This window comes from Microcystis sp. Msp_OC_L_20101000_S702 (genome assembly GCF_007095705.1).
Classification (GTDB): Bacteria; Cyanobacteriota; Cyanobacteriia; order Cyanobacteriales; family Microcystaceae; genus Microcystis; species Microcystis ichthyoblabe_A.
The window spans coordinates 1-21768 of the sequence record NZ_SFBO01000197.1; the positions used below are offsets into that span (position 1 = coordinate 1).

Below are 21768 nucleotides of genomic sequence, written 5' to 3' on the forward strand. Positions count from 1 at the left end.
TTGAGTAAGCCAGACAGAAGCCAGAAAAAGATATTTATCAGAAAAGTCATGATCAAGCTAGAGGTTTAAAGACTGATCGGGTTCCAATTATTTTTATTAATAAATATTTTACACAATTCGTACCAGGTAAGCAAGAGAGCTACGCCACTACTACCGAATCATTACCTGGTTATATGATCGGTATCTAATATATATTGAGTCACGGTGTTTCAACTTGTTGACTGTCTTCTTGGTCAACTTTTTGACGATAGGTTTCCATACTCTCTATGACTTCATCTAAGAGGGGATTATAGGTTAGTGTAACTGGTATATTGAGCAGTGGATGCTCTTGTTGTTGTTTTTTCTGCGCTAATTTTTCAAATAATTGGTTTTGTTCTTCTAAAGAAAGTTTATCGATAGATCCTATAATCTGGCTAAGAGAAAGATGAGGAGTCATAAATTACAAGCCTTTTTGACTAGATATTGATGCTAGTGTAGCATAATTCCCTTCGCTAACAGCTTTAAAACAGATCCTACAGTAATCCGCATTTTTCTGATAGTTCCCTAGTGGTACAAACAGGATGCCTGTAAATGACATTGATGCAATTGGTAGCACAGGCATCCGCCGCCTGTAAAGAGATAGAAAGATTTAAGGTTAGAACAAGGCCAGCCTATGTTATACTCTAACACAGAAGAAACTCCCTTGTCAAATTTGGCCAAATTCGGGCAAAATAGGGGATATAAATTTTATACACTATTTAGTATTATTTTGATAGGACTAAAGAGGCTAGATTATGATCAGTGCCGAGCAAAATAAGCTATTTATCCTGATTGATGGGCATTCTTTGGCTTTTCGTGCCTATTATGCCTTTGCTAAGTCTCGTTCTGGTCCTCTGCGTACTTCTAGCGGCATTCCTACCAGTGTTTGTTTTGGGTTTTTAAATTCTCTGCTGCAGTTACTAGAAACTCAAAAACCTGCTTATTTAGCGGTCGCTTTTGATTTAGCAGCTCCTTCTTTTCGCCACGAAGCTGATGTCAATTATAAGGCTAATCGGCAAGAAACTCCCGAAGAATTTCGCCCCGATTTAACTAATCTGCAAAGTCTCTTGGCAGCGATGAATATTCCTATTGTGACTTCTCCGGGTTATGAAGCAGATGATGTTTTAGGAACTTTGGCAAAACAGGCCGGCGATAATGGTTATACAGTCAAGATTTTAACAGGCGATCGAGATTTGTTCCAATTGGTAGATGAGGAGAAAAAAACCACGGTTCTCTATCTGGATATTAATGCGGTAAAAAGTACATCGGGACAGGGTTATACAGAATTTAATTCCCAAGCTGTCACGGAAAAGTTAGGGGTGACACCAAAACAGGTAGTAGATTTTAAAGCTCTTTGCGGTGATAAGTCTGATAATATCCCCGGGGTGCGCGGAATTGGCGAAAAAACAGCGATAGATTTATTAAAAAAATACGATAACTTAGACGATATATATACCAATCTGGAATCGATCAAGGGAATGGTAAAAACTAAATTATTAGAGGGAAAACCCGCCGCCGAAAGTTCTCGCTATTTAGCCAAAATTGCCCTTGATGCCCCCGTTAGTCTCGAAGAGGATAAATTTCGTCTCCGAGGTTTTGATCGGCGTTTAGTTAAACCTTTATTGGAAAAATTAGAGTTAAAGAAAATTCTCCAGAAACTCGATCAAATTCAACAGCATCTAGGTGGCACTCCTACCCTAGAATTAACTAGCGATGCTGATTCTAATCAATTGTCTCTGTTTGATTTACCCCCTATTTCTCCACCGGTTCTAATTGCTCCCGACATTATTGATACTATTCCTAAGTTAGATGCTTTACTGGCAAAATTAACAACTTTCACTAATCCACATTTTCCCGTCGCTTGGGACACCGAAACCACGGATTTAAATCCTCGTGTAGCCAAATTGGTCGGGATCGGTTGCTGTTGGGGAAAAGAATTAAATTCTATGGCCTATATTCCCATCGGCCACCAGAGCGGTGATAATTTAAATCTAGAGATAGTTCTCGAAAAATTACGCCCAATTTTAGCCAGTGATGATTATCCGAAAGTCTTCCAGAATGCGAAATTTGATATTGATGTTTTTTATCATCAAGGAATTACCGTTAAAGGTCTAGTTTTTGATACTCTGGTGGCTAGTTATGTCCTCCATCCCGAACTAACTCATAATCTCGAAGATTTATGCGATCGCTATTTAGACGGTATCACTTCCCTTAGTTATAAAAGTCTCGGTATTCCTGGGGGAAAAACTATCGCTGATTTAGATATTACCACCACTGCCAACTACTGCGGATTAGATGCCTACGCTACCTATTTACTTCGAGAAAAATTACAGGCAGAATTAACTAAAATTCCCTCTTTATATCAATTATTCTCAGAGGTAGAATCTCCCTTAGTCATGGTGCTGTGGCAGATGGAAAATTATGGTATAAAAATTAATATTAACTATCTAAAAAACTTTTCCCAGCAACTAGAAAGAGACTTGGCAGACATAGAAAAAAAAGCTTATGAATCCATCGGAGAAACCTTTAATCTTGGCTCTCCTAAACAGTTAAGTGAAATCCTTTTTGATCGATTGGCACTCAATCGCAAAAAATCCAGAAAAACTAAAACAGGTTACTCCACCGATCAAAGTGTTTTAGAGAAACTACAAGGCGATCATCCCTTAGTTGATTATATACTTGAACATCGCACCTTATCTAAATTAAAATCCACCTATGTGGATGCTTTACCGAAATTAGCCGAACCAAAAACCGCAAGAGTACATACAGATTTTAATCAAACCATCACCAGCACCGGACGCTTATCATCTTCCAATCCTAACCTACAAAATATCCCCATTCGCAGTGAATTTTCCAGACGAATTCGTCAAGCTTTTATCCCCGAAGATGGTTACTTATTGGTGTCAGCGGACTACTCACAAATCGAGTTAAGAATTCTCGCTCATCTCAGTCAAGAACCAGTTTTATTAGAAGCTTATCGTAGTAATCAAGATGTTCATAAAGTCACCGCTCAATTGCTCTTTGATAAAGGGGAAATTACCTCCGAAGAACGCAGTTTAGGAAAAACAATTAACTTCGGAGTTATTTATGGCATGGGAGCGCAAAAATTCGCCCGTGAATCGAAATTAACCGTAGAGCAGGGCAGAAAATTTATTGAAAAATATCATCAACGTTATGCCCAAGTATTTGAGTATTTAGAGAATAGCAAAAAACAAGCAATTGCTCAGGGATATGTAGAAACAATTTTGGGTAGAAGACGTTATTTTAACTTCGATAATCCCCTCTTAAAAAGACTGCGAGGACTGTCCTTACATGACATCGATTTAGATAGCCTCAAACTCAACAACGAGGAAGCACAATTATTAAGATCGGCTGCTAATGCGCCCATTCAGGGTTCCAGTGCTGATATTATTAAAGTAGCGATGGTAAAATTGGCCGAGGTACTGCAAAATTATCGAGCGAGATTACTGCTGCAAGTCCATGATGAATTAGTCTTGGAAGTACCGAGGGAAGAATGGCCATCCCTAGAGTCAAAAATCAAGACGACTATGGAAGAAGCTGTCTCCTTGACGATCCCTCTCTTGGTAGAAATTAAAGCCGGTGACAATTGGATGGAAACCAAATAAAACTATGATCGAAAACAGACAATTTTTAACCCCAGAAGAATCGGCAGATGTGGACGCTGCCCTCTTGACTTCTCCCGAAAAATTCCTGACTCGTTTAACGATTTCTTCCCTACGCTTACTAAAAATAATCGCCGAAGATACGGGAGTAACCCTAGAAGAACTAACCCATAAACAGGTCATTCAATGGCTAGAAAAAGATAGTCAACTGCGTCGGGAACAGGGGATCGAAGCGGCAGTGCTGAAATGGTAAATAAACTCTTAAAAAATCAGCTACCCCTGACAATTTATGCTAGTTTTTAGCTATAAAGTTACTGGAGTTACAACAATGACAATTACCCTAAAAGTGCCTAGTATTGCCTGTGAAGGTTGCGCTAATACCATTACTAAAGCGATTAACAATCAGCAACCAGCAGCCCAAATATCGGTGGATGTAGCCAATAAAATCGTCACGGTAGAAACCACCGCATCCCGCGCAGAAATTGCCCAATGGATCAGCGAAGTCGGCCATACTGTTGAGTCTGGGAGTGAGGGTTGACATCCTCCCCCGTTAAAAATAGACCTCTGTAAAAATCCAGGGTAGTTCTATTTTTGTGTTGATCAGATTAGTTTGAATCCCAAGCTTTCTAGTTGTTGGTTTATCCAAGCGGTTGCCGTTTCTTCCTCGGTTTCTATCGCTTTTTCTACTCCTATTTTAGCAATTTCTAAGAGTTGTTTGGATTTTGCTTTTAAAGCACTCTTAGAGTAAAGGTGCGATCGCTTTCAAAAGTTCTGTTAATTTATTTTTCCATCAGTATAGCGCAAAATACGTCTGATAGCATTTACAATGAGGCATATATAATCTGTGCTGATTCTAAAATGTTTTTACATCTTAGCCAGTTATCACTCCGTTTGAGTGCTGCTTTCACAATTAAATCTACTTTTCGATTGAAAATTGCTTGCAGTTCATCGCGCATTTGTAGGGTTTCGGTTAAACCTCGTTTAGCGGTTGGGGAAAAGGTAATTAAAATATCAATATCGCTATCTGAACGGAAATCTTCGCGTAAAACTGAACCAAATAATGCCAATTCGGTGACTTGCCACTTTTGACAAAATCCTTTAATTTGTTCCATTGGTAGTTCTATTTTTGTTTTCATCGGATTAGTTTTACTCCCAAGCTTTCTAGTTGTTGGTTTATCCAAGCGGTTGCCGTTTCTTCATCGGTTTCTATCGCTTTTTCTACTCCTATTTTAGCAATTTCTAAGAGTTGTTTCGATTGCCAATTAGTTTGATTAAAACTCTCAACTTTTAATTGAATTAAATTTCCAATATTTTCCATTATATTTTCAGAAAAAACTGGAATACTTAGCTTTTTTAAAGCTCCAAGACTTAAAAATGGATTAATTTGTCCAGTAGATGCTTTTTCAATGAGTAGCTTTCCTAACTGAGAATTGAGAAAGCCTATTAAATAGTAAGGATTGAATCCAGATTTGAGGCGTAGCAATGCTACATCTTGATTGATATTAACCAATTTATTTAAGTTCTCAACAACTGCGGCATTTCCAACTTTACCTTTAATTGTTATCAGAATATCTCCATTTTTTATCTGTGTTCGTTTTAGTTCGTTGTGATGATGGAAGAGTAAAATGCGTTTCTGCGTTTCATAATTTATTTGAAAATCATCAATATGTTCGGCAGTTAAAAACTTTACATTTCCAAGACTCAAATCATGTCTTAAAGGAGTATGACCATTTGTAATGGTAACTAATATATCCTCAAGTTGAATAATATTTGAAGGATTAAGACTATTGATTTGTGCTAAAGCTTGATCATATTTCGGTTGATAATACTCAGCATCCAAGCGTCCAGAAGACAGAAAAGACTCAGAAAAACTTTTAACTGCGATGCTTTCTTCTGTGGGTTGCCAATCTTTTAAACCAAGTTCTGTTAATAGTAAATTTTCAGCTTGTTGGTAAATTGTTTTAGATAAATCCAGTTCTTTCTGACTACAATTGATCAATTTTTTGAGAAAATTCTTAAAAGAATAAGAAGCTTTAAATAGTTCAAGTCCTCGAACAAGAGTAATTGTTAAATGTGCTTGAACTGATTGAGAACTAGAGCGAATTAGAAGCCTATTGCAAAAATCTGTTTGGAAGTATAGAAATAGATAGACTTGATCTTCCTCTGATAGCTTGGCAGAATTAATAAAAATTAAATCTCTACTAACTGCCGCTTCCTGAGTCACGAATCCTACTCTTGCAATGCTACCTCCCTTGGTTAAAAGAATATCTCCAAAGCGTACCTTTTTGAGAGTAGAATGCTGGTTAGTTAGTTGATTGGGAATAGTTATACAGTTAGTATAATCAATTGTTCTATTTACGTCAGAAACTCTAAGAAATGGTAAATCTCCCTGACCATAATAAGGTTCAATAGAAGGATAAAAAGCACTAGCGTCAACTTCTAAATTTAGATGGCTAAATTGCTCAAATTGATTACTTTTAGCTGTCAAGATTCGTTCATCTGCCAAAAATTCTTTTTTATAGTATTCACTATCAAATCTTAGGGTACTAGCTCCAGCTAAGACCTTAGTATATTTAACAATTGAGGCTTCAATTCTATCCATTAACTGCTGATATTTAACCGCATCAAAAGCTCCCCCCCTGTCCCCCTTATTAAGGGGGGTGGCGTTAGCCGGGGGGATCTCAAAAAAACTTAAATTCTCCTTTTTAGCAAACTCAATAAAAGCCTCAGCGATACCATCTTCCGTTAATCCATCATGATTAAAAAGATCATGATCCACAATCCAATGATTATGTTTATCTAAGAGAAAATCCCCCGAATCATCAGACACTTTAACATAAACTTTTTCTCCAGAATTATCCTTGCCTGACTTCTGCATCGTCGCAAAAAAGATATTATAATCATCCTGACGAGGACAAAGCGCGCCTATTTTGGGATCATCATTCCATTTTTGCACCAATAACACCGAGGTTTTTGTTCCCGTATGGGGTTTAAAAGTATTACCATGTAATCCCACCACTGCCAAAATTCGACATCTTTCGGCAATAAAATCCCGAATATTCTTATCAGAGGAATTATTAAAGCGTCCTTGGGGTAAAACTATCGCCATTCTTCCCCCCGGTTTCAAAAAGTCTAGATTGCGCTCAATAAATAAAATATCGCGTCCTACCTTAGTTTCCCATTTACCGTTAGGCTTTTTTGCTAAGTCATAACGAGCAATCATGCGCGGTTCTTTGATGTCACCCGCAAAAGGTGGATTTGCCATCAAAATATCGAATTGAAACTCCCTATAGTCTGGACTTCCCTTTGGACGCAGTTTTTTCAAGCGTCTGAAACCTTCATGATAAACATCATCCCATTCTTCCTGTTGCGTCACCTCATCCCATAATTCATAATCTAGAGTGTTTAAATGTAGTACGTTTGTTTGTCCATCTCCAGCAATCAGATTGAGGGTTCGTGCTACTCTCACCGCTTTTTCATCAAAATCAATAGCAAACACCTTTTCTTCCACATATTCCTTACAACGGGGTGGCTTTTCTTCCAATGAAAATAAATGACTTACTTCTAATCCCTCATCCTCTAGAATCTGCCGCCAAACATGAAAGATTGTATGTACTGGAAAACCCGATGAACCAGCTGCGCTATCAATCATATATTCATCTTCTTGGGGGTTAAGCATTTTCACACACATATCAATCACATAACGAGGGGTGAAAAACTGTCCTTTTTCCCCTTTACTGCTTTGATTGATTAAATACTCAAATGCTTCATCAATTACATCCAAATTGGAGTTAAATAGCTTCACATTTTCTAAGGATGACACACAAACCGATAAGTGAGAAGGTGTGAGACTAATCTTGGCATCATCACTAAATACCCCTGGCCATTTTTTCTTAGCTTTGTCAAAAAGATCCTGAATTTTCGTTTTTAATGCGCTTTCTGTTTGTCCTGTATTACGAAACTCCAGAGAACGAGTAGAACGTCGATTCCCCTGTCCAGAATACCATTCATCATAGAGCTTGGCAAAAATCAGTTTAAATAATTCCTCAAAGACATCTACCCCCGCATTTGCTAACACCTCATCTTCCATTTCTTCGATTAGCGTTTTCAGAGATTTATTTTCTTTGACTAACTTATCATTGGCGATTAAATCATCTAAAGTGAACTTAATCTGGAGAATATCTGCTAGGGTTTGATTAGAGTTAGGGATATCTGGAATATCTTCAAAATAATTGGGATCTTTGCGTTGATAATAGGAAATCTGATCGCCGTTCGTCCAAACAGCCATCGGCGAACCTGTGGCATTACAATAGGAACGTAGTTGTGCTTTTCCATCCTTCCACTTCGGACTCTTTACCTCTACCAAAATATAAACTGTGTTCAGGCGATCTTTGTCCATCACCGCAATATCTGCTCGTTTTACCTCTCTGCCAAAATTCACCCCATACTCCACCTGAATGCGACTGAGAGGATAATGTAAGCGATCGCTTAAAACCCTTAAATATAATTGTCTAATCGCTTCTTCTGGGGTAAGTTTAATCTCTTTTTTCCGTACTAAGCAAATTGTATAGGGAGCTTCCCCATTTTTCGTCTTTTTAAGCGTAATTGCCTGCTCTAATTGCTCAATTTCCGTCGGCGTAAACTGGGACAACTTATAACTTGAGTCTTTGAGAATATCAGCTAATTTCATAAGTTAAAGATGATAGAGATAAATAAAGATTTTTATACCGAGCCTTGAAAGTAATCCCAGCCTTGACAAATTGAGTTAAGTAATCTACTGATGCGAGAATTTTCCCTGTACAAGCCGGTAGGTATGACTTGAAATCATTGTATTCTTGGCTATTAAGTAGGTAGGTGTTAAAAGTTGTCAGACACCCCCCTTATCAAGGGGGGACTAAGGGGGGATCGGCACCCCCCTTATCAAGGGGGGACTAAGGGGGGATCAAGGGGGGACTAAGGGGGGATCGAACCTAAAATCCATTTTTAATTTAATTATAACCAGCTACTTAACTTAAGTTAAAGGTATATGGGGACTTAACTTTTCCATTGGATCAAATTTTTTAAGATTCTTTCGATGTTCGCGGTTTCTCATCTCGGCAAAAGCGATCAAACAGCGATCGCATTTGGGGCAGCTTTGCCGTGGCAATTGTCCGTGACTCAATATCTGTAATAATCTAATAAAGCCCTTGTAAACCTTCTTTAAGCTCTGGGTTTTCGTCTTGATCGAGATGCACAAAATCGCCCTTAGATGAGAATTAGTTTACAAAAATTTACATTTGGAGATAAGGAGCAATGAGTCAAGTTTCCGGTACAGATGTTCCCGATTTGGGTCGTCGTCAATTTATGAACCTGTTGACCTTTGGTACAATTACCGGAGTAGCAGCGGGGGCTTTGTATCCGATTGTTAAGTATTTTATTCCCCCCTCGGCCGGTGGTACGGGTGGCGGTGTCACCGCAAAAGATGCCCTAGGCAATGATGTGATTGTCAGTCAATTTCTGACCAGCCATAACGCTGGCGATCGCACCTTAGCCCAAGGTTTAAAAGGCGACCCCACCTATTTAGTCGTCCAAGAGGACAAAACCCTGGCCAACTACGGAATTAACGCCGTCTGTACCCACTTAGGTTGTGTGGTGCCTTGGAATGCCAGCGAAGAAAAATTCATGTGTCCTTGCCACGGTTCCCAGTACAATGCCGAAGGAAAAGTAGTTCGCGGTCCAGCGCCTCTATCCTTAGCCCTCGCCCATGCCAACGTCACCGATAATGATAAAGTCGTCTTCTCCACTTGGACGGAAACCGACTTCCGCACCGGCGAAGAACCCTGGTGGTCCTAGATTATTCAATGTGACGAGATTTGGAATTATTCGACCTATAGAGATGAGAACATTCAACTTTTTAAGCTTCCCGCAAGTCCACAGACAGGCCCTAGTGAAAGCCGTCCTCGTGGCGATCGCTACCGTTTCCCTACTCCTAACCAGCGATGTCATTAACCCCCAATCTGCCCAAGCATATCCTTTTTGGGCGCAACAAACCGCCCCGGAAACCCCCAGAGAAGCAACAGGTCGGATTGTCTGCGCGAACTGCCATTTAGCCCAAAAACCCGCCGAAATTGAAATCCCCCACTCGGTATTACCCGATAGCGTCTTTGAGGCAGTGGTAAAAATCCCCTACGATCCCGCCAGTCAACAGGTGTTAGGAGACGGATCCAAGGGGGGTTTAAACGTCGGTGCAGTCTTAATGCTACCGGATGGTTTTAAAATCGCGCCCCCCGATCGCATTCCCGAAGAAATGCAGGAAAAACTCGGTGGAGTCTATTTCCAATCCTACAAAGAAGGTCAAGATAACGTGGTTATCGTCGGCCCCTTACCCGGTGATCAATACAAAGAAATCGTTTTCCCCGTCCTGGCCCCCGATCCTAGCCAAAATAAAGGTATTCACTTCGGTAAATATGCTGTGCATTTAGGGGCCAATCGTGGTCGCGGTCAAGTGTACCCCACCGGTGAACCCAGCAATAATAACGCCTTCAAAGCTTCTACCGCAGGTACAATTAGCCAGATCAGCAAAACCGAAGCCGGTGGTTATGAAGTCACCATCACTTCCGAAGCTGGCCCCGTGGTGGAAAATATTCCCGCAGGTCCTGAGTTAATCGTCTCGGAAGGTCAAGTGATCGAAGTGGGACAATTTTTAACCAGTAACCCCAATGTTGGCGGTTTTGGTCAAAAAGAGACGGAAGTTGTCCTACAAAATCCCGGCCGGATCAAAGGATTAGTTTTATTCCTCGGTGGCATTATGTTATGCCAAATCCTCTTAGTTATTAAGAAAAAACAAGTGGAAACAGTACAAGCGGCCGAAATGAATTTCTAATCGCAATATTTCGGTTATTTTTGCTAGAAAGCGGGTTATTTGCCCGCTTTTTAGCTTTGAGTCAGGAAAATGCTCACCGCTCGCTGCCGTCTGATACAATCGGTTCAGCTTAACCGATAAGTGTCAATTTTTTATGAATCAGTCGCTTGTTCCAGTCATTCTCGCCGGGGGTAAAGGGGAACGTTTTTGGCCTCTCAGTCGTCTAGCGCGTCCGAAACAGTTTCTCTGTCTTGATGGTAGTGGTCGCAGTCTTTTACAAGCAACGGCCGATCGTCTATTATCTTTAGGGGCAGGTTGGGAAAATCTCTGGGTAATTACCGCTAGTGCGATCGCTGATGGTGTCCGCGAACAACTGCCCGATTTACCGGAGAGTAACCTATTAGTGGAACCGGTGGGCAAGGATACAGCCCCGGCTGTGACTTGGGCTACTTTAGAAGTGATAAAACGTTATGGTAAGGAAGTGGCGATCGGTTTTTTTCCTGCCGATCATTATATTGGTAATCAAGAGGCTTATATTAACACTTTAAAAGCGGCCGTAGAAGTGGCCGTCAGCCAAAAAGCGATCGTTACTTTAGGAATTAAACCCGATTATCCCTCCACCGGTTACGGTTATATCGAACAGGGAGAAAATCAGGGCGAATTTAATGGTTTACCCGTCTATAAAGTGAGTCGTTTTACGGAAAAACCCGATCGCACCACGGCCGAAAAATTCCTAGAAACGGGACTTTTTAGCTGGAATAGCGGAATGTTTATCTTTCAGGGACAAGTGGTTTTAGAGGAGCTAAAAACCCACGCTAATAATATTTTACAGCCTCTGATCGATCGGGGCATCGCTGCCTATGAGGATTTAGAGAAAAAAAGTATCGATTATGCTTTGATGGAAAAAACCCAACTCGCTTACGTTTTACCCGCTAATTTCGGTTGGGATGATCTGGGAGATTGGAATGCTCTGGAAAGATTACTGGAAGCAAAGGGCAAAAATATTGAACTGGCCAATCATGTCGGTTTGGATACGGAGGGGGCTATTATCTATGCTAGTGATGAGGAAGAAGTGATCGTTACTATTGGTTTAAAAGATCTGGTAATTGTTCGCGACGGTAAAGCGACTCTCGTTGTCCACAAAGATCGTACCCAAGATATTAAACAAGTTCTCAAGCAATTACAAACCGATCCCAAATTAAAGAAATTGTTATAGGATCGATATTAGTTACCAGCTTTTTCAGTAATCAGTAAACAGTAATCAGTGAAAAGACAGTAGGAAACCTCTATTTAAGTAAGTAGTTATAATTAAATTGAAGATAGATTTTGTCTCTGATCCCCCCTGCCCCCCTTGATAAGGGGGGTGTCGATCCCCCCTTAGTCCCCCCTTGATAAGGGGGGTATTTGATAATTTTTAACGCCTACCTACTTAATACTGCTAACTTAAAACTCAAATCTGATCACTGGTAACTTACCCACTGATAACTGATAACTGATCACTGATAACTGATAATACCGTGTTCTCACTCCCCCAAACCAGTCAAAGACAAAAAGAAATCCTTGAGATAGTTCTCGGCAACGGTTGGGACTATATGCGCGGGGTTTTAACCCTAGGAAAAACAGAAAATCCCCAGATTCCCACCCCAGAAGTTCTCAAAAAAATCCTTGTGGAATTGGGTCCTTTTTATGTCAAATTGGGACAGTTACTTAGTACCCGTCCCGATCTGCTACCCGCTAATTATATCGAGGCTTTAACTGCCCTACAAGCGCAAGTTCCTCCCGTTGCCTGGACAGATATAGAAATAGTCATCACCGAACAGTTAGCAAAACCGATCGAACAGGTATTTAAGTATATTAATACCCAACCGATCGCCGCAGGATCGATCGGGCAAATTCATCGGGCAACTTTATTATCTGGGGAGGAAGTAGCGATTAAAGTCTTGCGTCCGGGGATCGAAAAAATTGTCGCCCAAGATAGTGCCTTAATTAAGGGAATTGCTGATTTAGTTGCCCTCACAGAATTTGGTCAAAGTTACGACGTTGTTAACTTAGCAGAGGAATTTATTAAAGCAGTCAATGCGGAATTAGATTTCACCCAAGAAGGTCATTATACTGACCAATTACGCTATAATTTAACCCAGAGTCGGTGGTCAGAACCCAAACAGTTAGTTATTCCTAAAATTTATTGGGACTTAACTAATTCCAAGCTATTAGTGTTAGAATGGTTAGAAGGAAAACAAATTTTAGAGGCCGATGTTTCTAGACCGCCAACTGAGCAAGCAATTTCCCAAAGAAAAAGCGAAATAACTAGAATTTTGTTTCGGTCATTTTTTCAACAAATTTATATTGATGGCTTCTTTCATGCCGATCCTCATCCGGGTAATATTTTCTATCTTGACGATGGTAGAGTAGCTTTAATTGACTGTGGTATGGTGGGCAGATTAGACCCGCAAACTCAACAAATTTTAACAGAATTGTTATTAGCAATTGTTGACTTAGATGCGAAAAGATGCAGTCAACTAACTATTAAACTGTCCGAGTCAGTAGTCCCGATTACTTTAGTACAATTAGAGGTAGATTATGAGCGGATGCTGCGAAAATACTATAACCTCAATTTAAATCAAATTAACTTTAGTGAGGTGGTTTATGAACTTTTGCAAATTGCCCGTCGCAATAGAATTAAACTCCCGGGTAATTTAGGTTTATTCGCCAAAAGTCTCGCCAATCTAGAAGGAACTGCCCGAAAATTTAATCCTGATATTAATATCCTAGAAGAAGTCAAACCGCTATTAACTAATATTCTTGAACAACAGTTAATCGGTAGCACTCCCCTACAAACTGCCCTAAGAACAGTTTTAGACTTGAAATCTTTTTCCCTGAAATCTCCCCGTCAAATCGAAGTTTTACTAGATAGTTTAACCTCAGAAACTTTAAATGTTAATCTGAAAATTCGTGAATTAGATAATCTCCGTCGCAGTTTAGATAATTCCGCCAATCGACTAGCTTTTAGTGTGATTATTGGTTCCTTAATTATCGGGGCTGCTATTGTTACGGCCAGCACCCAATCTCGGCAATTAACTATTATTAGTACCGTATTATTTGCTACAGCTAGTTTTATCGGTTTATGGTTAGTTATCGGTATCCTGCGATCGGGAAGATTGCGCTAGAAATTCTCGCGATTAAATTAAGATTTGTTGTTGTAAAAATTTCGCCCACCGACTAGCTAATTCAACTTCAGTAAAAGGAATTTTTTCAGGCGATCGCTCCTTAAAAATAAATTCTAGAAAAGGGGAACCCTGCGGGGGAAGAGCATCTAAATCCACCACTTGATTATTAACTAACAAACGGATTTCTTTGACCTCCTCTAGGGAAAAAGTTTGTAAATTGATCACTCCCTTACGAGTTGGCTTTCCCCAAGTGATAATTTTATCTTTTTGACCTAAGACAGAATATATATCATACTTAGCTCGATCGAAGTTTTCCGCCCATTGTCGATAGATTTCCACTTTTTGGTATTCATTCCAACCACTCCAGGCCAACCAAATAAATAGAATTAATAAAGGTGTCCACAATAACCCGCGTTCCATAAACTATCGCCCCAAAATCCTAGTCAATTAATCGTATTTTAGGCTAATTTGCCGCAAGAAATTATTAGCTAAGTAGGTAGGCGTTAAAAATTATCAGATGCCTCCCTTATTAAGGGGGATCCCCCCGCCTATCGTCACCCCCCTTATCAAGGGGGGCAGGGGGGATCGGCACCCCCTTATTAAGGGGGATCCCCCCGCCTATCGTCACCCCCCTTATCAAGGGGGGCAGGGGGGATCGAATTTAAAATCCATTTTTAATTTAATTATAACCAGCTACTTATCAGCTTTTTCCCCACTTCCCAACCCGAAACGGTCAAACCCTTTGCTAATTTTTGGCTTTTTACTTGCTATAATCGATCGTCGAATTTAAGTAGGAGACGGGAGAAAATGGCCGATTGGCAGGAAATAGAGGGGGGGATCACGGCCCCAAAAGGATTTAAATCCGCAGGGATGGCCGCGGGGCTAAAACCGTCCGGTTTGCCCGATTTAGCCCTAATTGTCTCGGAAACAGAAGCGATCGCCGCCGGAGTCTTTACCACCAGTCAAGTGCGCGCCGCTTGCGTCGATTATTGCCGTCAACGCCTACAAACTAAAGCCAGCGCCAGGGCGATTTTGTGTAATGCCGGCCAAGCAAACGCCGCCACGGGGGAAGCCGGATGGCAAGATGCTCTCGATAGTGCCGCCGCCTTGAGCCAAGTTTTAGGGATTCCCGCCGATGCAATTTTGCTGGCTTCTACGGGAGTGATCGGGCAACGGATTCGCATGGATGCGTTAACCGCCGCTTTACCGACCTTAGCAGGTTTATTGTCGGAAAATGGCGGCGAAAGCACGGCCCGGGCGATTATGACCACGGATCTAGTCCCCAAATCGATCGCCTTGCAAACCACCATCGATGGTCGTCCGGTCACAATTGGGGGAATTGCCAAGGGATCGGGGATGATTCACCCGAATATGGCGACGATGCTCTCCTTTATTACCTGTGATGCCGCAGTATCGACGGTTCTCTGGCAAAATATGTTAAGTCGGGCGGCTAATAAAAGTTTTAATCAGATTACGGTGGATGGGGACACCAGTACCAATGACAGTCTGATCGCCTTGGCTAATGGTCAATCGCGCACCACGGCGATCACAGAAATGGGCCGGGATGCCCAAAAGTTAGAGGCCATGTTAACGGAAGTTTGTCAATACTTGGCCAAAGCGATCGCCCGGGATGGGGAAGGAGCCACCTGTTTAATAGAAGTGCGGGTTTCGGGGGCGGCCGATGATCAGTCCGCTCGTCAGATTGCTCGCACCATTGCCGGTTCTTCCTTGGTAAAATCGGCGGTTTTCGGTCGAGATCCTAACTGGGGACGAATTGCGGCGGCCGCGGGCCGGGCCGGGGTTGTCTTCCATCAAGAAGACCTGCAAATTAAGTTAGGCGACTTCGTGATGATGGAAAATGGTCAACCTCTGGCGTTCGATCGAGCTAGTGCCAGTAATTACCTGAAAGCGGCAGCAAGCGGGGCTTATTTACGAGAAGATACCGTTTTAATGTCTATCTGTATCGGTAACGGTTCGGGAACAGGTACGGCCTGGGGTTGCGATCTTAGTTACGATTACGTCAAAATTAACGCCGAGTACACCACTTAAAGCGATCGATTCTCTAAACAGGCTCTCTTGTCCTTGCTGGATTGTAGCCCAACAGCTTGATCAAAGGTTGACGTTAGGCTCTAGTCTATACTGGCAATCTCGATGATCGATCCTGTTGATTACACAGCAGCCAAGAGAGCCGATTACTCGATTAACAGATAAACTTTAATGGTTGGATTGTAAGTAGCTGGTTATAATTAAATTAAAAATGGATTTTAGGTTCGATCCCCCCTGCCCCCCTTGATAAGGGGGGTGCCGATCCCCCCTTAGTCCCCCCTTGATAAGGGGGGTGCCGATCCCCCCTTAGTCCCCCCTTGATAAGGGGGGTGCCGATAGGCGGGGGGATCCCCCCTGCCCCCCTTGATAAGGGGGGTGCCGATAGGCGGGGGGATCCCCCCTTAATAAGGGGGGCATCTGACAACTTTTAACGCCTACCTACTTACTTCTTTTCAACCGGCCTCGAAAACAGTTTTGTTAGTCCCTCAGTCCCTTGGCAAAATCCATCTATTGGCGGGGAAAACGCTGCATGGCCCAGAAAAAATCACCACGAATTCCTTTAGAATTGCACCAGATCAAGGCTTACGAGTTTTATCAAAAACGGCTGGCATCGGGTAAAGAAGGCAATGAGATAGATGACTGGCAGCAAGCGAAAGAATATTTTAGCCAACATCCCAGAGCGATTCTTGCTTGGAATCTAAAGATGCCCTATCGCGGGGGAAAAAGGCTAATTAAAAGATTGTTGCTATCGCTCCAGTCTCTTGTCAGAGTTGCTTGGAAACTGCTAATCTTTCCCTTCTGGCTATTTCAGCAAATACCGGGGCTTTTTGCCCGTGAAGACAAAGACAGCCGCACCTTTGCCATTGATGTGGTCAAAACGATTATTTCTGCCCTGGGATTAATTGCTACCCTTTTGGCAGGAATTGGGCTTTTTGTCAATTATCTCAATTCTCAAGCAGAAATACAACTGACTCAGCAACGTCTTATTACCGAGCGCTTCTCGAAAGCTGTCGAGCAAATCGGTAATACTAAAGAGGAGGTGGTAATTGGCGGCATTTATTCCCTAGAGCGAATTGCCAAAGATTCTCCCAAGGATCAATGGACAATTATGGAAGTGCTGACTTCCTACATTCGTAAAAATTCCCCCATTCCCTCGAATATTGAACAACTGAAGCCAGAGGAAAGACAGAAAGCCCTAGAAAAGCTCCCTTCCGTGAGTATTCCAGTTCAGGCCGCTTTAACGGTAATCGGCCGGCGTAAAGTTGAGAATGACCAAGCTGGGGATAATTTGGCTGAAACAACTGACTCTAATAAAATTAAAATTCTTGATTTAAGTCGGACAAATTTGAGGGAAGCCAACCTCATCCTAGCCAACCTCGACGGAGCCAACCTCAACGGAGCCAACCTCAACCGAGCCAACCTCAACCGAGCCAACCTCAACCGAGCCGACCTCAACGGAGCCGACCTCAAGGGAGCCAACCTCGACGGAGCCGACCTCAAGGGAGCCTACCTCTGGGTAGCCTACCTCAACGGAGCCTACCTCAACGGAGCCTACCTCAAGGGAGCCGAACTCATCGGAGCCGAACTCATCGAAGCCGAACTCTACCGAGCCAACCTCTACCGAGCCAACCTCTACCGAGCCAACCTCTACCGAGCCAACCTCATCGAAGCCAACCTCAAGGGAGCCAACCTCAAGGGAGCCAACCTCAAGGGAGCCAACCTCATCCTAGCCAACCTCTACGGAGCCGAGGATCTTTATCCAGAACAAATTAAATCGGCCTGCTTTTGGGAAAAAGCAATATACACGGAACCCAAGTGGGATGAAGATACAGAATTATGGGTGGCTGCTGACCGGGAAGCCAATCAACGAGAAATCGAGAAACTCAAAAGGGACAAAAACTCAGATCCGCCAAATCCGATCGATTGTAATACTAAATAGGGTTTGCGGCAAAAAGTAGGGGCGAAGCATTCGGATAGAAAATCTCCGGTTTCACCGATAGGTTATGCCCAAATGCTTCGCCCCTACAGGACGCGGGCCGATGAAAACGCAAGGTTTGGAAGCACGATTCTCTCAAAATCTTGCACCTGTTTGGCGAGAAAAGCCACAAAACCCTTACCTTACCTACATTTCACATTTATTCAGCCAACCCTAAATATTATGAAAACTTTTCTGACTTTTCTTCAGCTATTTATGAATGTCTGAATGATGCCCATCTGAAACATAAAAAAGAACTGAATTCCTTGCTTACTCTACCATTTCAGAAGTTGAATAAATCTCAGATTATGAACGTCTAAAGTATAGTTGGTCGTTAATTGCCATGTCTGCTATGATACAATCAGGGGGTGTTGCTTTAGCAAAGATTGATAGTGAACACTCATTATTATATTAATAAATATGAATAAATATGAAGTAATTTAAGTTTCCAAGAGAATGAACCCGATCTTTTTTACTATGGGGGTAAAACTGATTTTCAATTTCTCAGCTTGAAAGGTGAACCCAGATTAAGCTATCTGAACAATAAGAGGACAAGCCAATGTTTGAAGATTTTACCTATATTACCGATGAGGCTTTTTTAGAGAATTATTGGTGGGAAGAAAAAGTTATCTGTTCCCACTGCCAAGGCAAAGGAAGAATCTATCTAGAGACAGAGAATGAATCCGTCCCCTGTAAATTCTGTGAAGGTGAAGGCATTATTCAACGAAAACAAAAGGAGACTAACTATTCCTAAAAATCTGTATAATTAGATACCATATATTAAAAATCTTCTTGAGTTAAAACCTCGGGCTGACATTGTTTAATTTCGCTGTTAATCCCCACAGCAGATTCCGATTGTAGGTCTTCGATATAACCGGATTGATGGGATAAAGCTTCAGAAAAACTCTCAAACGGACCGAAATAATAGAGACATTTCGGCTGAGTGGTGGTGATCTCTATCCACCAGGGTTGAGGTGGTAAACTAGGCTTAATGGAGACAGTTTCTGGGTCAAGAGGCTTTATACTGAGAATCCTGGCACCTTGGCGCAGGAGGCGCTGTGTTTCTTGACTCATGCGGCTTTTAGGTACTCGCAGGACTGTCCGGGAGAAGCGTTGAGGCAAAGAGCCAGAAGAACCGGAAAAAACAACTTCATAGAGAAATATTTGATTCTCTCCCTGATTATTAGCCTCTAGCATACAGAAAAGATTCTCTTTTGGGGGTAAGGGTTAAAAAAAACAGACGCTACTTTGAGCAGATGACTCAAGCAAAATCATCTCCTAACAGAGTAGCGCATCTTGATACCATAGCATAGAGCGGCAAAAAGTTAGGTTTTGACCTATTCTCCCCTCACAGCATGGCTTAAGGGGAGATTCTTCCACAGGAAAAACCCGATAGAGTTCTTTATGATGCTGTAGCCGGATATATGGCTGTTATCTTAATGGTGAGGTACAAAGTTTTTGTTTTCGGGAGTCGGTCGTCGATGCCCAATCCTGTTATACTTCATCTTTATGATAAACAATGTTAATAATATTGACGACAAATAGAGTTTTTTACCAAATATGCAGCCACCAAAATTAAGCTTAGGAACCAGATTATTTTTATCCCATCTCCTCGTTATGGTGGTGGGATTGAGTAGCTTTATTATCATTGCTAAATTATCTTCTCCCCGAATGTTTGTTTTGCGTTTGGAACAGTTAGAAAGGCAGGGATTTTTTACCGTGCGCTCGGCAAGAACTTTCTTGGTTAGGGGTTTTGAGACGGCTTGGGATAGTAGTGCTATTTGGTCATTTATTGCGGGAGGAAGTGCAGCTGGTTATCTGAGTTTTTTGGTTTCTCAACGCATTATGAAACCAGTAAAACAAATCAAACAAATCACTAAAAATTTTGCGGAAGGGGATTTATCGGCGCGAGTTCCAGAAAGCGAAATCCCAGAATTAAATCAATTAGCCATCAGTTTTAATCAGATGGCGATTAGTTTAGCCGATGTGGAAAAACGTCGCCAGGAATTAATCGGTGATCTTACCCACGAATTACGCACCCCTTTAACTGTGGTACGGGGATATCTGGAGGAATTAGCCGATGGTGCGATCGAACCTAATCCAGAACTTTATCAGAAATTAGTGAAAGAAACCCGCCGGTTAGAACGTTTAACCCACGATCTACAGGAGCTATCGCAAGCGGAATCTGGTTATCTCTCGATTAAACTGCAACCTGTTAATTTATTAACTTTGTTAAATTCTCTTATCGAAAAATTTGCCGATCAATTATTAGAAGATGGACCGACTTTACAGTTAGATTGTCCCCCCAATTTACCATCTGTCATGGCCGATCCCGATCGCCTTGAACAAATTTTAGTTAATCTGCTCGGTAATGCCATTCGTTACACCGATCAGGGTGCAATTACCCTGCAAGTGACAAGGGACAAAAATCGCCTACAAATTGCCGTTATCGACACGGGAATCGGCATCGCAGCAGAGGATTTACCCTTTATTTTCGAGCGCTTTTGGCGGGCCGATCGTTCTCGTTCCCGTTATTCTGGGGGTAGTGGTATTGGTTTAGCGATTACCCGTCGTTTAGTGGAATTACACCAAAGTCAAATGGAGGTAGAAAGTGAATTAGGTAAAGGCAGCACTTTTCGTTTTTCCCTAGCAATATCTCCGAATTGGGAGTAGGGGTTTTTTTAGTGATCGGTAAACAGTAATCGGTAAGGGGAGACGGGAGAAGGGGGAGATGGAGCGGGGAGAGAGAGTTTGAGCATTTGTACTAAAATATCTAATAGACATCTCCAAAAATTATAACCCAGTCACAGCTTGCTTTTAGCTTTTGTACTAACTGAGTAGTTCTAAGCTGAAATGTGTATCTATCGTTGCTAATTCAATTTCACTGAAAAAATATGAGGCAATTAAAATCATTTTTATTTGCTTAGATTCCTTAACTAGAAAAACTTTTAGTCTTAAGATATAGTCATTTCAGATAATTCTGATACAGTCTAGACTGGTTGAACCCTTATGAACTCTGGCATTGATATTCTCAATCCTAATTGAAATGACTATAATATTTAGATGGAGGTCTAATAGGCAGTTTCAATGCAGTACGGCTGATAACCAGATGACTATTCAGGAGAAGACAAGTGGCGGAAAATCTGGCTGGCGATGGCTGCACCCCGGCGAATTTGTTCAATTTCGGAAAGACTTTGCCAATCTTCGGTGTCTATAGTGGTTTTGCTCTGGCCATTACGCATAGTATAGGCGTAGGGACGGGCAAAAACCTGTAAATCTTCTGGAGACCATTGGGGAAAAAGCTCGCTAAGACAAACAACAAGGCGATCGAAGTTATCTAATTGACTATTAACTAGATTTTCAGCACTTTCTACTAGACGATTTAAATGTTCGGCTGGCAGTAAAGAGGCAAATTTATCAAAGATATTAGACCGGGATGAAAGGGAAACTGTCGGGAATTTTTGGTGTAAACTGCTAAAGAATCTATGAGCTTGTGCCTCGATCGCCGTCGCTTCTAGTCCTTCACACAGAGAAAAAGGCGTTTCTGTCACGTCTAAGGGATCATTACCCTCAACAGAGGTTACATCCCAGGGATAGGTGACTTCTTCTTCGATCAGGATTGCCAGAAGTTCCGCGTTAATCTGTTCGGATAGGGATAAATGGCTCATAAACGATACTCCATATTTTGGCCTTTGTGGCGTTCAATGAGTAACTACATCTCGGTTTTGACAATTCCCGAAGCTACCAACAGACTTCTGGTGGAAGCCAGACGAGAGGTACTCTTGCCATAGTAGCAATAATTAGGGTTTGCTGAAAAAGCTTTTCCTGGGGGCAGGGTGTGGGGTGTGGGGTTTTACCGATTTTGAGGTAGTCAGTTGCCTAATTTTCAGGGAAAAAGTACCTGAATTTTGCCCCCGATCCCCGCAATAGCTGGCACTTTTTGAGGGAAAAAAAGTCTAAAAGTCTTATCCAACAAGGTTTTTAGCTTGATTGAGAGCTTCCCAAATGCACTTAAATCTGCTAGAATCTCTTAAAACCCTTGCATCACCCTTGCATCACCCTTGCATCTTCTCTAATTAGTGCTAATGTACCGTAAAA

The 21768-nt window shown here is 41.8% G+C and carries 17 protein-coding genes and 1 pseudogene; 12 read left to right on the top strand and 6 right to left on the bottom strand.

What is annotated here, in order from left to right; genetic code table 11:
* Positions 1-199 precede the first annotated feature (199 nt).
* Positions 200-436, bottom strand: coding sequence for a hypothetical protein (locus EWV60_RS20305; RefSeq protein WP_287234305.1), 237 nt, complete (start codon positions 434-436; stop codon positions 200-202).
* 337 nt (positions 437-773) lie between these two features.
* Between EWV60_RS20305 and polA the strand changes: the two genes are divergently transcribed.
* From polA to EWV60_RS20320, 3 genes are read left to right on the top strand one after another with little or no spacing between them, the layout of a single operon-like run.
* On the top strand, positions 774-3644 hold the full coding sequence (gene polA / locus EWV60_RS20310; protein WP_287234307.1) for a DNA polymerase I: 2871 nt from the start codon (positions 774-776) through the stop codon (positions 3642-3644).
* Between the two features lie 4 nt (positions 3645-3648).
* Positions 3649-3894 (top strand): NDH complex assembly factor CRR9, encoded by a 246-nt coding sequence (locus tag EWV60_RS20315; RefSeq protein WP_002746191.1) that lies wholly within the window; start codon positions 3649-3651, stop codon positions 3892-3894.
* Between the two features lie 36 nt (positions 3895-3930).
* Entirely contained in the window at positions 3931-4179 is a 249-nt protein-coding gene (locus EWV60_RS20320; protein ID WP_002754697.1) for a heavy-metal-associated domain-containing protein, read from the top strand.
* 283 nt (positions 4180-4462) lie between these two features.
* Here the strand turns inward: EWV60_RS20320 and EWV60_RS20325 are convergent, their stop codons facing one another.
* Entirely contained in the window at positions 4463-4753 is a 291-nt protein-coding gene (locus EWV60_RS20325; protein WP_052277368.1) for a nucleotidyltransferase family protein, read from the bottom strand.
* Between the two features lie 20 nt (positions 4754-4773).
* Positions 4774-8331, bottom strand: a complete 3558-nt coding sequence (locus tag EWV60_RS20330; protein WP_287234311.1) for an N-6 DNA methylase — start codon at positions 8329-8331, stop codon at positions 4774-4776.
* Between the two features lie 602 nt (positions 8332-8933).
* On the opposite strand from EWV60_RS20330, the gene petC reads away from it, so the two are divergent.
* The 4 genes from petC to EWV60_RS20350 all read left to right on the top strand — a co-directional run bounded on the left by petC (position 8934) and on the right by EWV60_RS20350 (position 13649).
* Entirely contained in the window at positions 8934-9473 is a 540-nt protein-coding gene (petC, locus tag EWV60_RS20335) for a cytochrome b6-f complex iron-sulfur subunit (RefSeq protein ID WP_002781457.1), read from the top strand.
* 43 nt (positions 9474-9516) lie between these two features.
* Positions 9517-10503 carry a cytochrome f gene (gene petA / locus EWV60_RS20340; RefSeq protein WP_002759982.1) on the top strand — a complete coding sequence of 329 codons (987 nt, stop codon included), beginning with the start codon at positions 9517-9519 and terminating at the stop codon, positions 10501-10503.
* Between the two features lie 133 nt (positions 10504-10636).
* Positions 10637-11698, top strand: coding sequence for a mannose-1-phosphate guanylyltransferase (locus EWV60_RS20345; RefSeq protein WP_287234313.1), 1062 nt, complete (start codon positions 10637-10639; stop codon positions 11696-11698).
* Between the two features lie 301 nt (positions 11699-11999).
* Positions 12000-13649, top strand: a complete 1650-nt coding sequence (locus EWV60_RS20350) for an ABC1 kinase family protein (protein ID WP_287234315.1) — start codon at positions 12000-12002, stop codon at positions 13647-13649.
* 12 nt (positions 13650-13661) lie between these two features.
* On the opposite strand, the gene EWV60_RS20355 is transcribed toward EWV60_RS20350, so the two are convergent.
* Positions 13662-14069 (bottom strand): hypothetical protein, encoded by a 408-nt coding sequence (locus tag EWV60_RS20355; RefSeq protein WP_024969066.1) that lies wholly within the window; start codon positions 14067-14069, stop codon positions 13662-13664.
* Positions 14070-14456: 387 nt separating this feature from the next.
* On the opposite strand from EWV60_RS20355, the gene argJ reads away from it, so the two are divergent.
* From argJ to EWV60_RS20375, 4 genes and pseudogenes are all read left to right on the top strand, one after another.
* The gene (gene argJ, locus EWV60_RS20360) at positions 14457-15698 is read left to right on the top strand and encodes a bifunctional ornithine acetyltransferase/N-acetylglutamate synthase (RefSeq protein ID WP_002759624.1); all 1242 of its coding nucleotides are present in this window, start codon (positions 14457-14459) and stop codon (positions 15696-15698) included.
* 526 nt (positions 15699-16224) lie between these two features.
* Positions 16225-17634, top strand: coding sequence for a pentapeptide repeat-containing protein (locus tag EWV60_RS20365; protein WP_287234317.1), 1410 nt, complete (start codon positions 16225-16227; stop codon positions 17632-17634).
* A 212-nt stretch (positions 17635-17846) separates the two neighbouring features.
* A pseudogene (locus EWV60_RS20370) lies at positions 17847-17990 on the top strand (IS630 family transposase); the annotation flags it as partial.
* A gap of 239 nt (positions 17991-18229) precedes the next feature.
* Positions 18230-18424: a hypothetical protein gene (locus EWV60_RS20375; RefSeq protein WP_002737105.1), complete on the top strand. Its 195-nt coding sequence runs from the start codon at positions 18230-18232 to the stop codon at positions 18422-18424.
* Between the two features lie 26 nt (positions 18425-18450).
* On the opposite strand, the gene EWV60_RS20380 is transcribed toward EWV60_RS20375, so the two are convergent.
* The gene (locus EWV60_RS20380) at positions 18451-18867 is read right to left on the bottom strand and encodes a DUF1816 domain-containing protein (RefSeq protein ID WP_002737782.1); all 417 of its coding nucleotides are present in this window, start codon (positions 18865-18867) and stop codon (positions 18451-18453) included.
* Between the two features lie 363 nt (positions 18868-19230).
* Between EWV60_RS20380 and EWV60_RS20385 the strand changes: the two genes are divergently transcribed.
* On the top strand, positions 19231-20343 hold the full coding sequence (locus EWV60_RS20385; RefSeq protein WP_287234320.1) for a sensor histidine kinase: 1113 nt from the start codon (positions 19231-19233) through the stop codon (positions 20341-20343).
* Positions 20344-20783: 440 nt separating this feature from the next.
* Here EWV60_RS20385 and EWV60_RS20390 read toward each other — a convergent pair whose 3' ends face one another.
* On the bottom strand, positions 20784-21338 hold the full coding sequence (locus EWV60_RS20390) for a hypothetical protein (RefSeq protein WP_287234322.1): 555 nt from the start codon (positions 21336-21338) through the stop codon (positions 20784-20786).
* Positions 21339-21768 lie beyond the last annotated feature (430 nt).

What these genes read in the sequence shown, in the direction of transcription:
- EWV60_RS20390 (WP_287234322.1), bottom strand. Translation starts at nt 21,338, where the DNA reads ATGAGCCATTTATCCCTATCCGAACAGATTAACGCGGAACTTCTGGCA.
- EWV60_RS20320 (WP_002754697.1), top strand. Translation starts at nt 3,931, where the DNA reads ATGCTAGTTTTTAGCTATAAAGTTACTGGAGTTACAACAATGACAATT.
- EWV60_RS20385 (WP_287234320.1), top strand. Translation starts at nt 19,231, where the DNA reads ATGCAGCCACCAAAATTAAGCTTAGGAACCAGATTATTTTTATCCCAT.
- EWV60_RS20355 (WP_024969066.1), bottom strand. Translation starts at nt 14,069, where the DNA reads ATGGAACGCGGGTTATTGTGGACACCTTTATTAATTCTATTTATTTGG.
- EWV60_RS20305 (WP_287234305.1), bottom strand. Translation starts at nt 436, where the DNA reads ATGACTCCTCATCTTTCTCTTAGCCAGATTATAGGATCTATCGATAAA.
- argJ (WP_002759624.1), top strand. Translation starts at nt 14,457, where the DNA reads ATGGCCGATTGGCAGGAAATAGAGGGGGGGATCACGGCCCCAAAAGGA.
- EWV60_RS20365 (WP_287234317.1), top strand. Translation starts at nt 16,225, where the DNA reads ATGGCCCAGAAAAAATCACCACGAATTCCTTTAGAATTGCACCAGATC.
- EWV60_RS20330 (WP_287234311.1), bottom strand. Translation starts at nt 8,331, where the DNA reads ATGAAATTAGCTGATATTCTCAAAGACTCAAGTTATAAGTTGTCCCAG.
- EWV60_RS20380 (WP_002737782.1), bottom strand. Translation starts at nt 18,867, where the DNA reads ATGCTAGAGGCTAATAATCAGGGAGAGAATCAAATATTTCTCTATGAA.
- EWV60_RS20325 (WP_052277368.1), bottom strand. Translation starts at nt 4,753, where the DNA reads ATGGAACAAATTAAAGGATTTTGTCAAAAGTGGCAAGTCACCGAATTG.
- EWV60_RS20315 (WP_002746191.1), top strand. Translation starts at nt 3,649, where the DNA reads ATGATCGAAAACAGACAATTTTTAACCCCAGAAGAATCGGCAGATGTG.
- petA (WP_002759982.1), top strand. Translation starts at nt 9,517, where the DNA reads ATGAGAACATTCAACTTTTTAAGCTTCCCGCAAGTCCACAGACAGGCC.
- EWV60_RS20345 (WP_287234313.1), top strand. Translation starts at nt 10,637, where the DNA reads ATGAATCAGTCGCTTGTTCCAGTCATTCTCGCCGGGGGTAAAGGGGAA.
- petC (WP_002781457.1), top strand. Translation starts at nt 8,934, where the DNA reads ATGAGTCAAGTTTCCGGTACAGATGTTCCCGATTTGGGTCGTCGTCAA.
- EWV60_RS20375 (WP_002737105.1), top strand. Translation starts at nt 18,230, where the DNA reads ATGTTTGAAGATTTTACCTATATTACCGATGAGGCTTTTTTAGAGAAT.
- polA (WP_287234307.1), top strand. Translation starts at nt 774, where the DNA reads ATGATCAGTGCCGAGCAAAATAAGCTATTTATCCTGATTGATGGGCAT.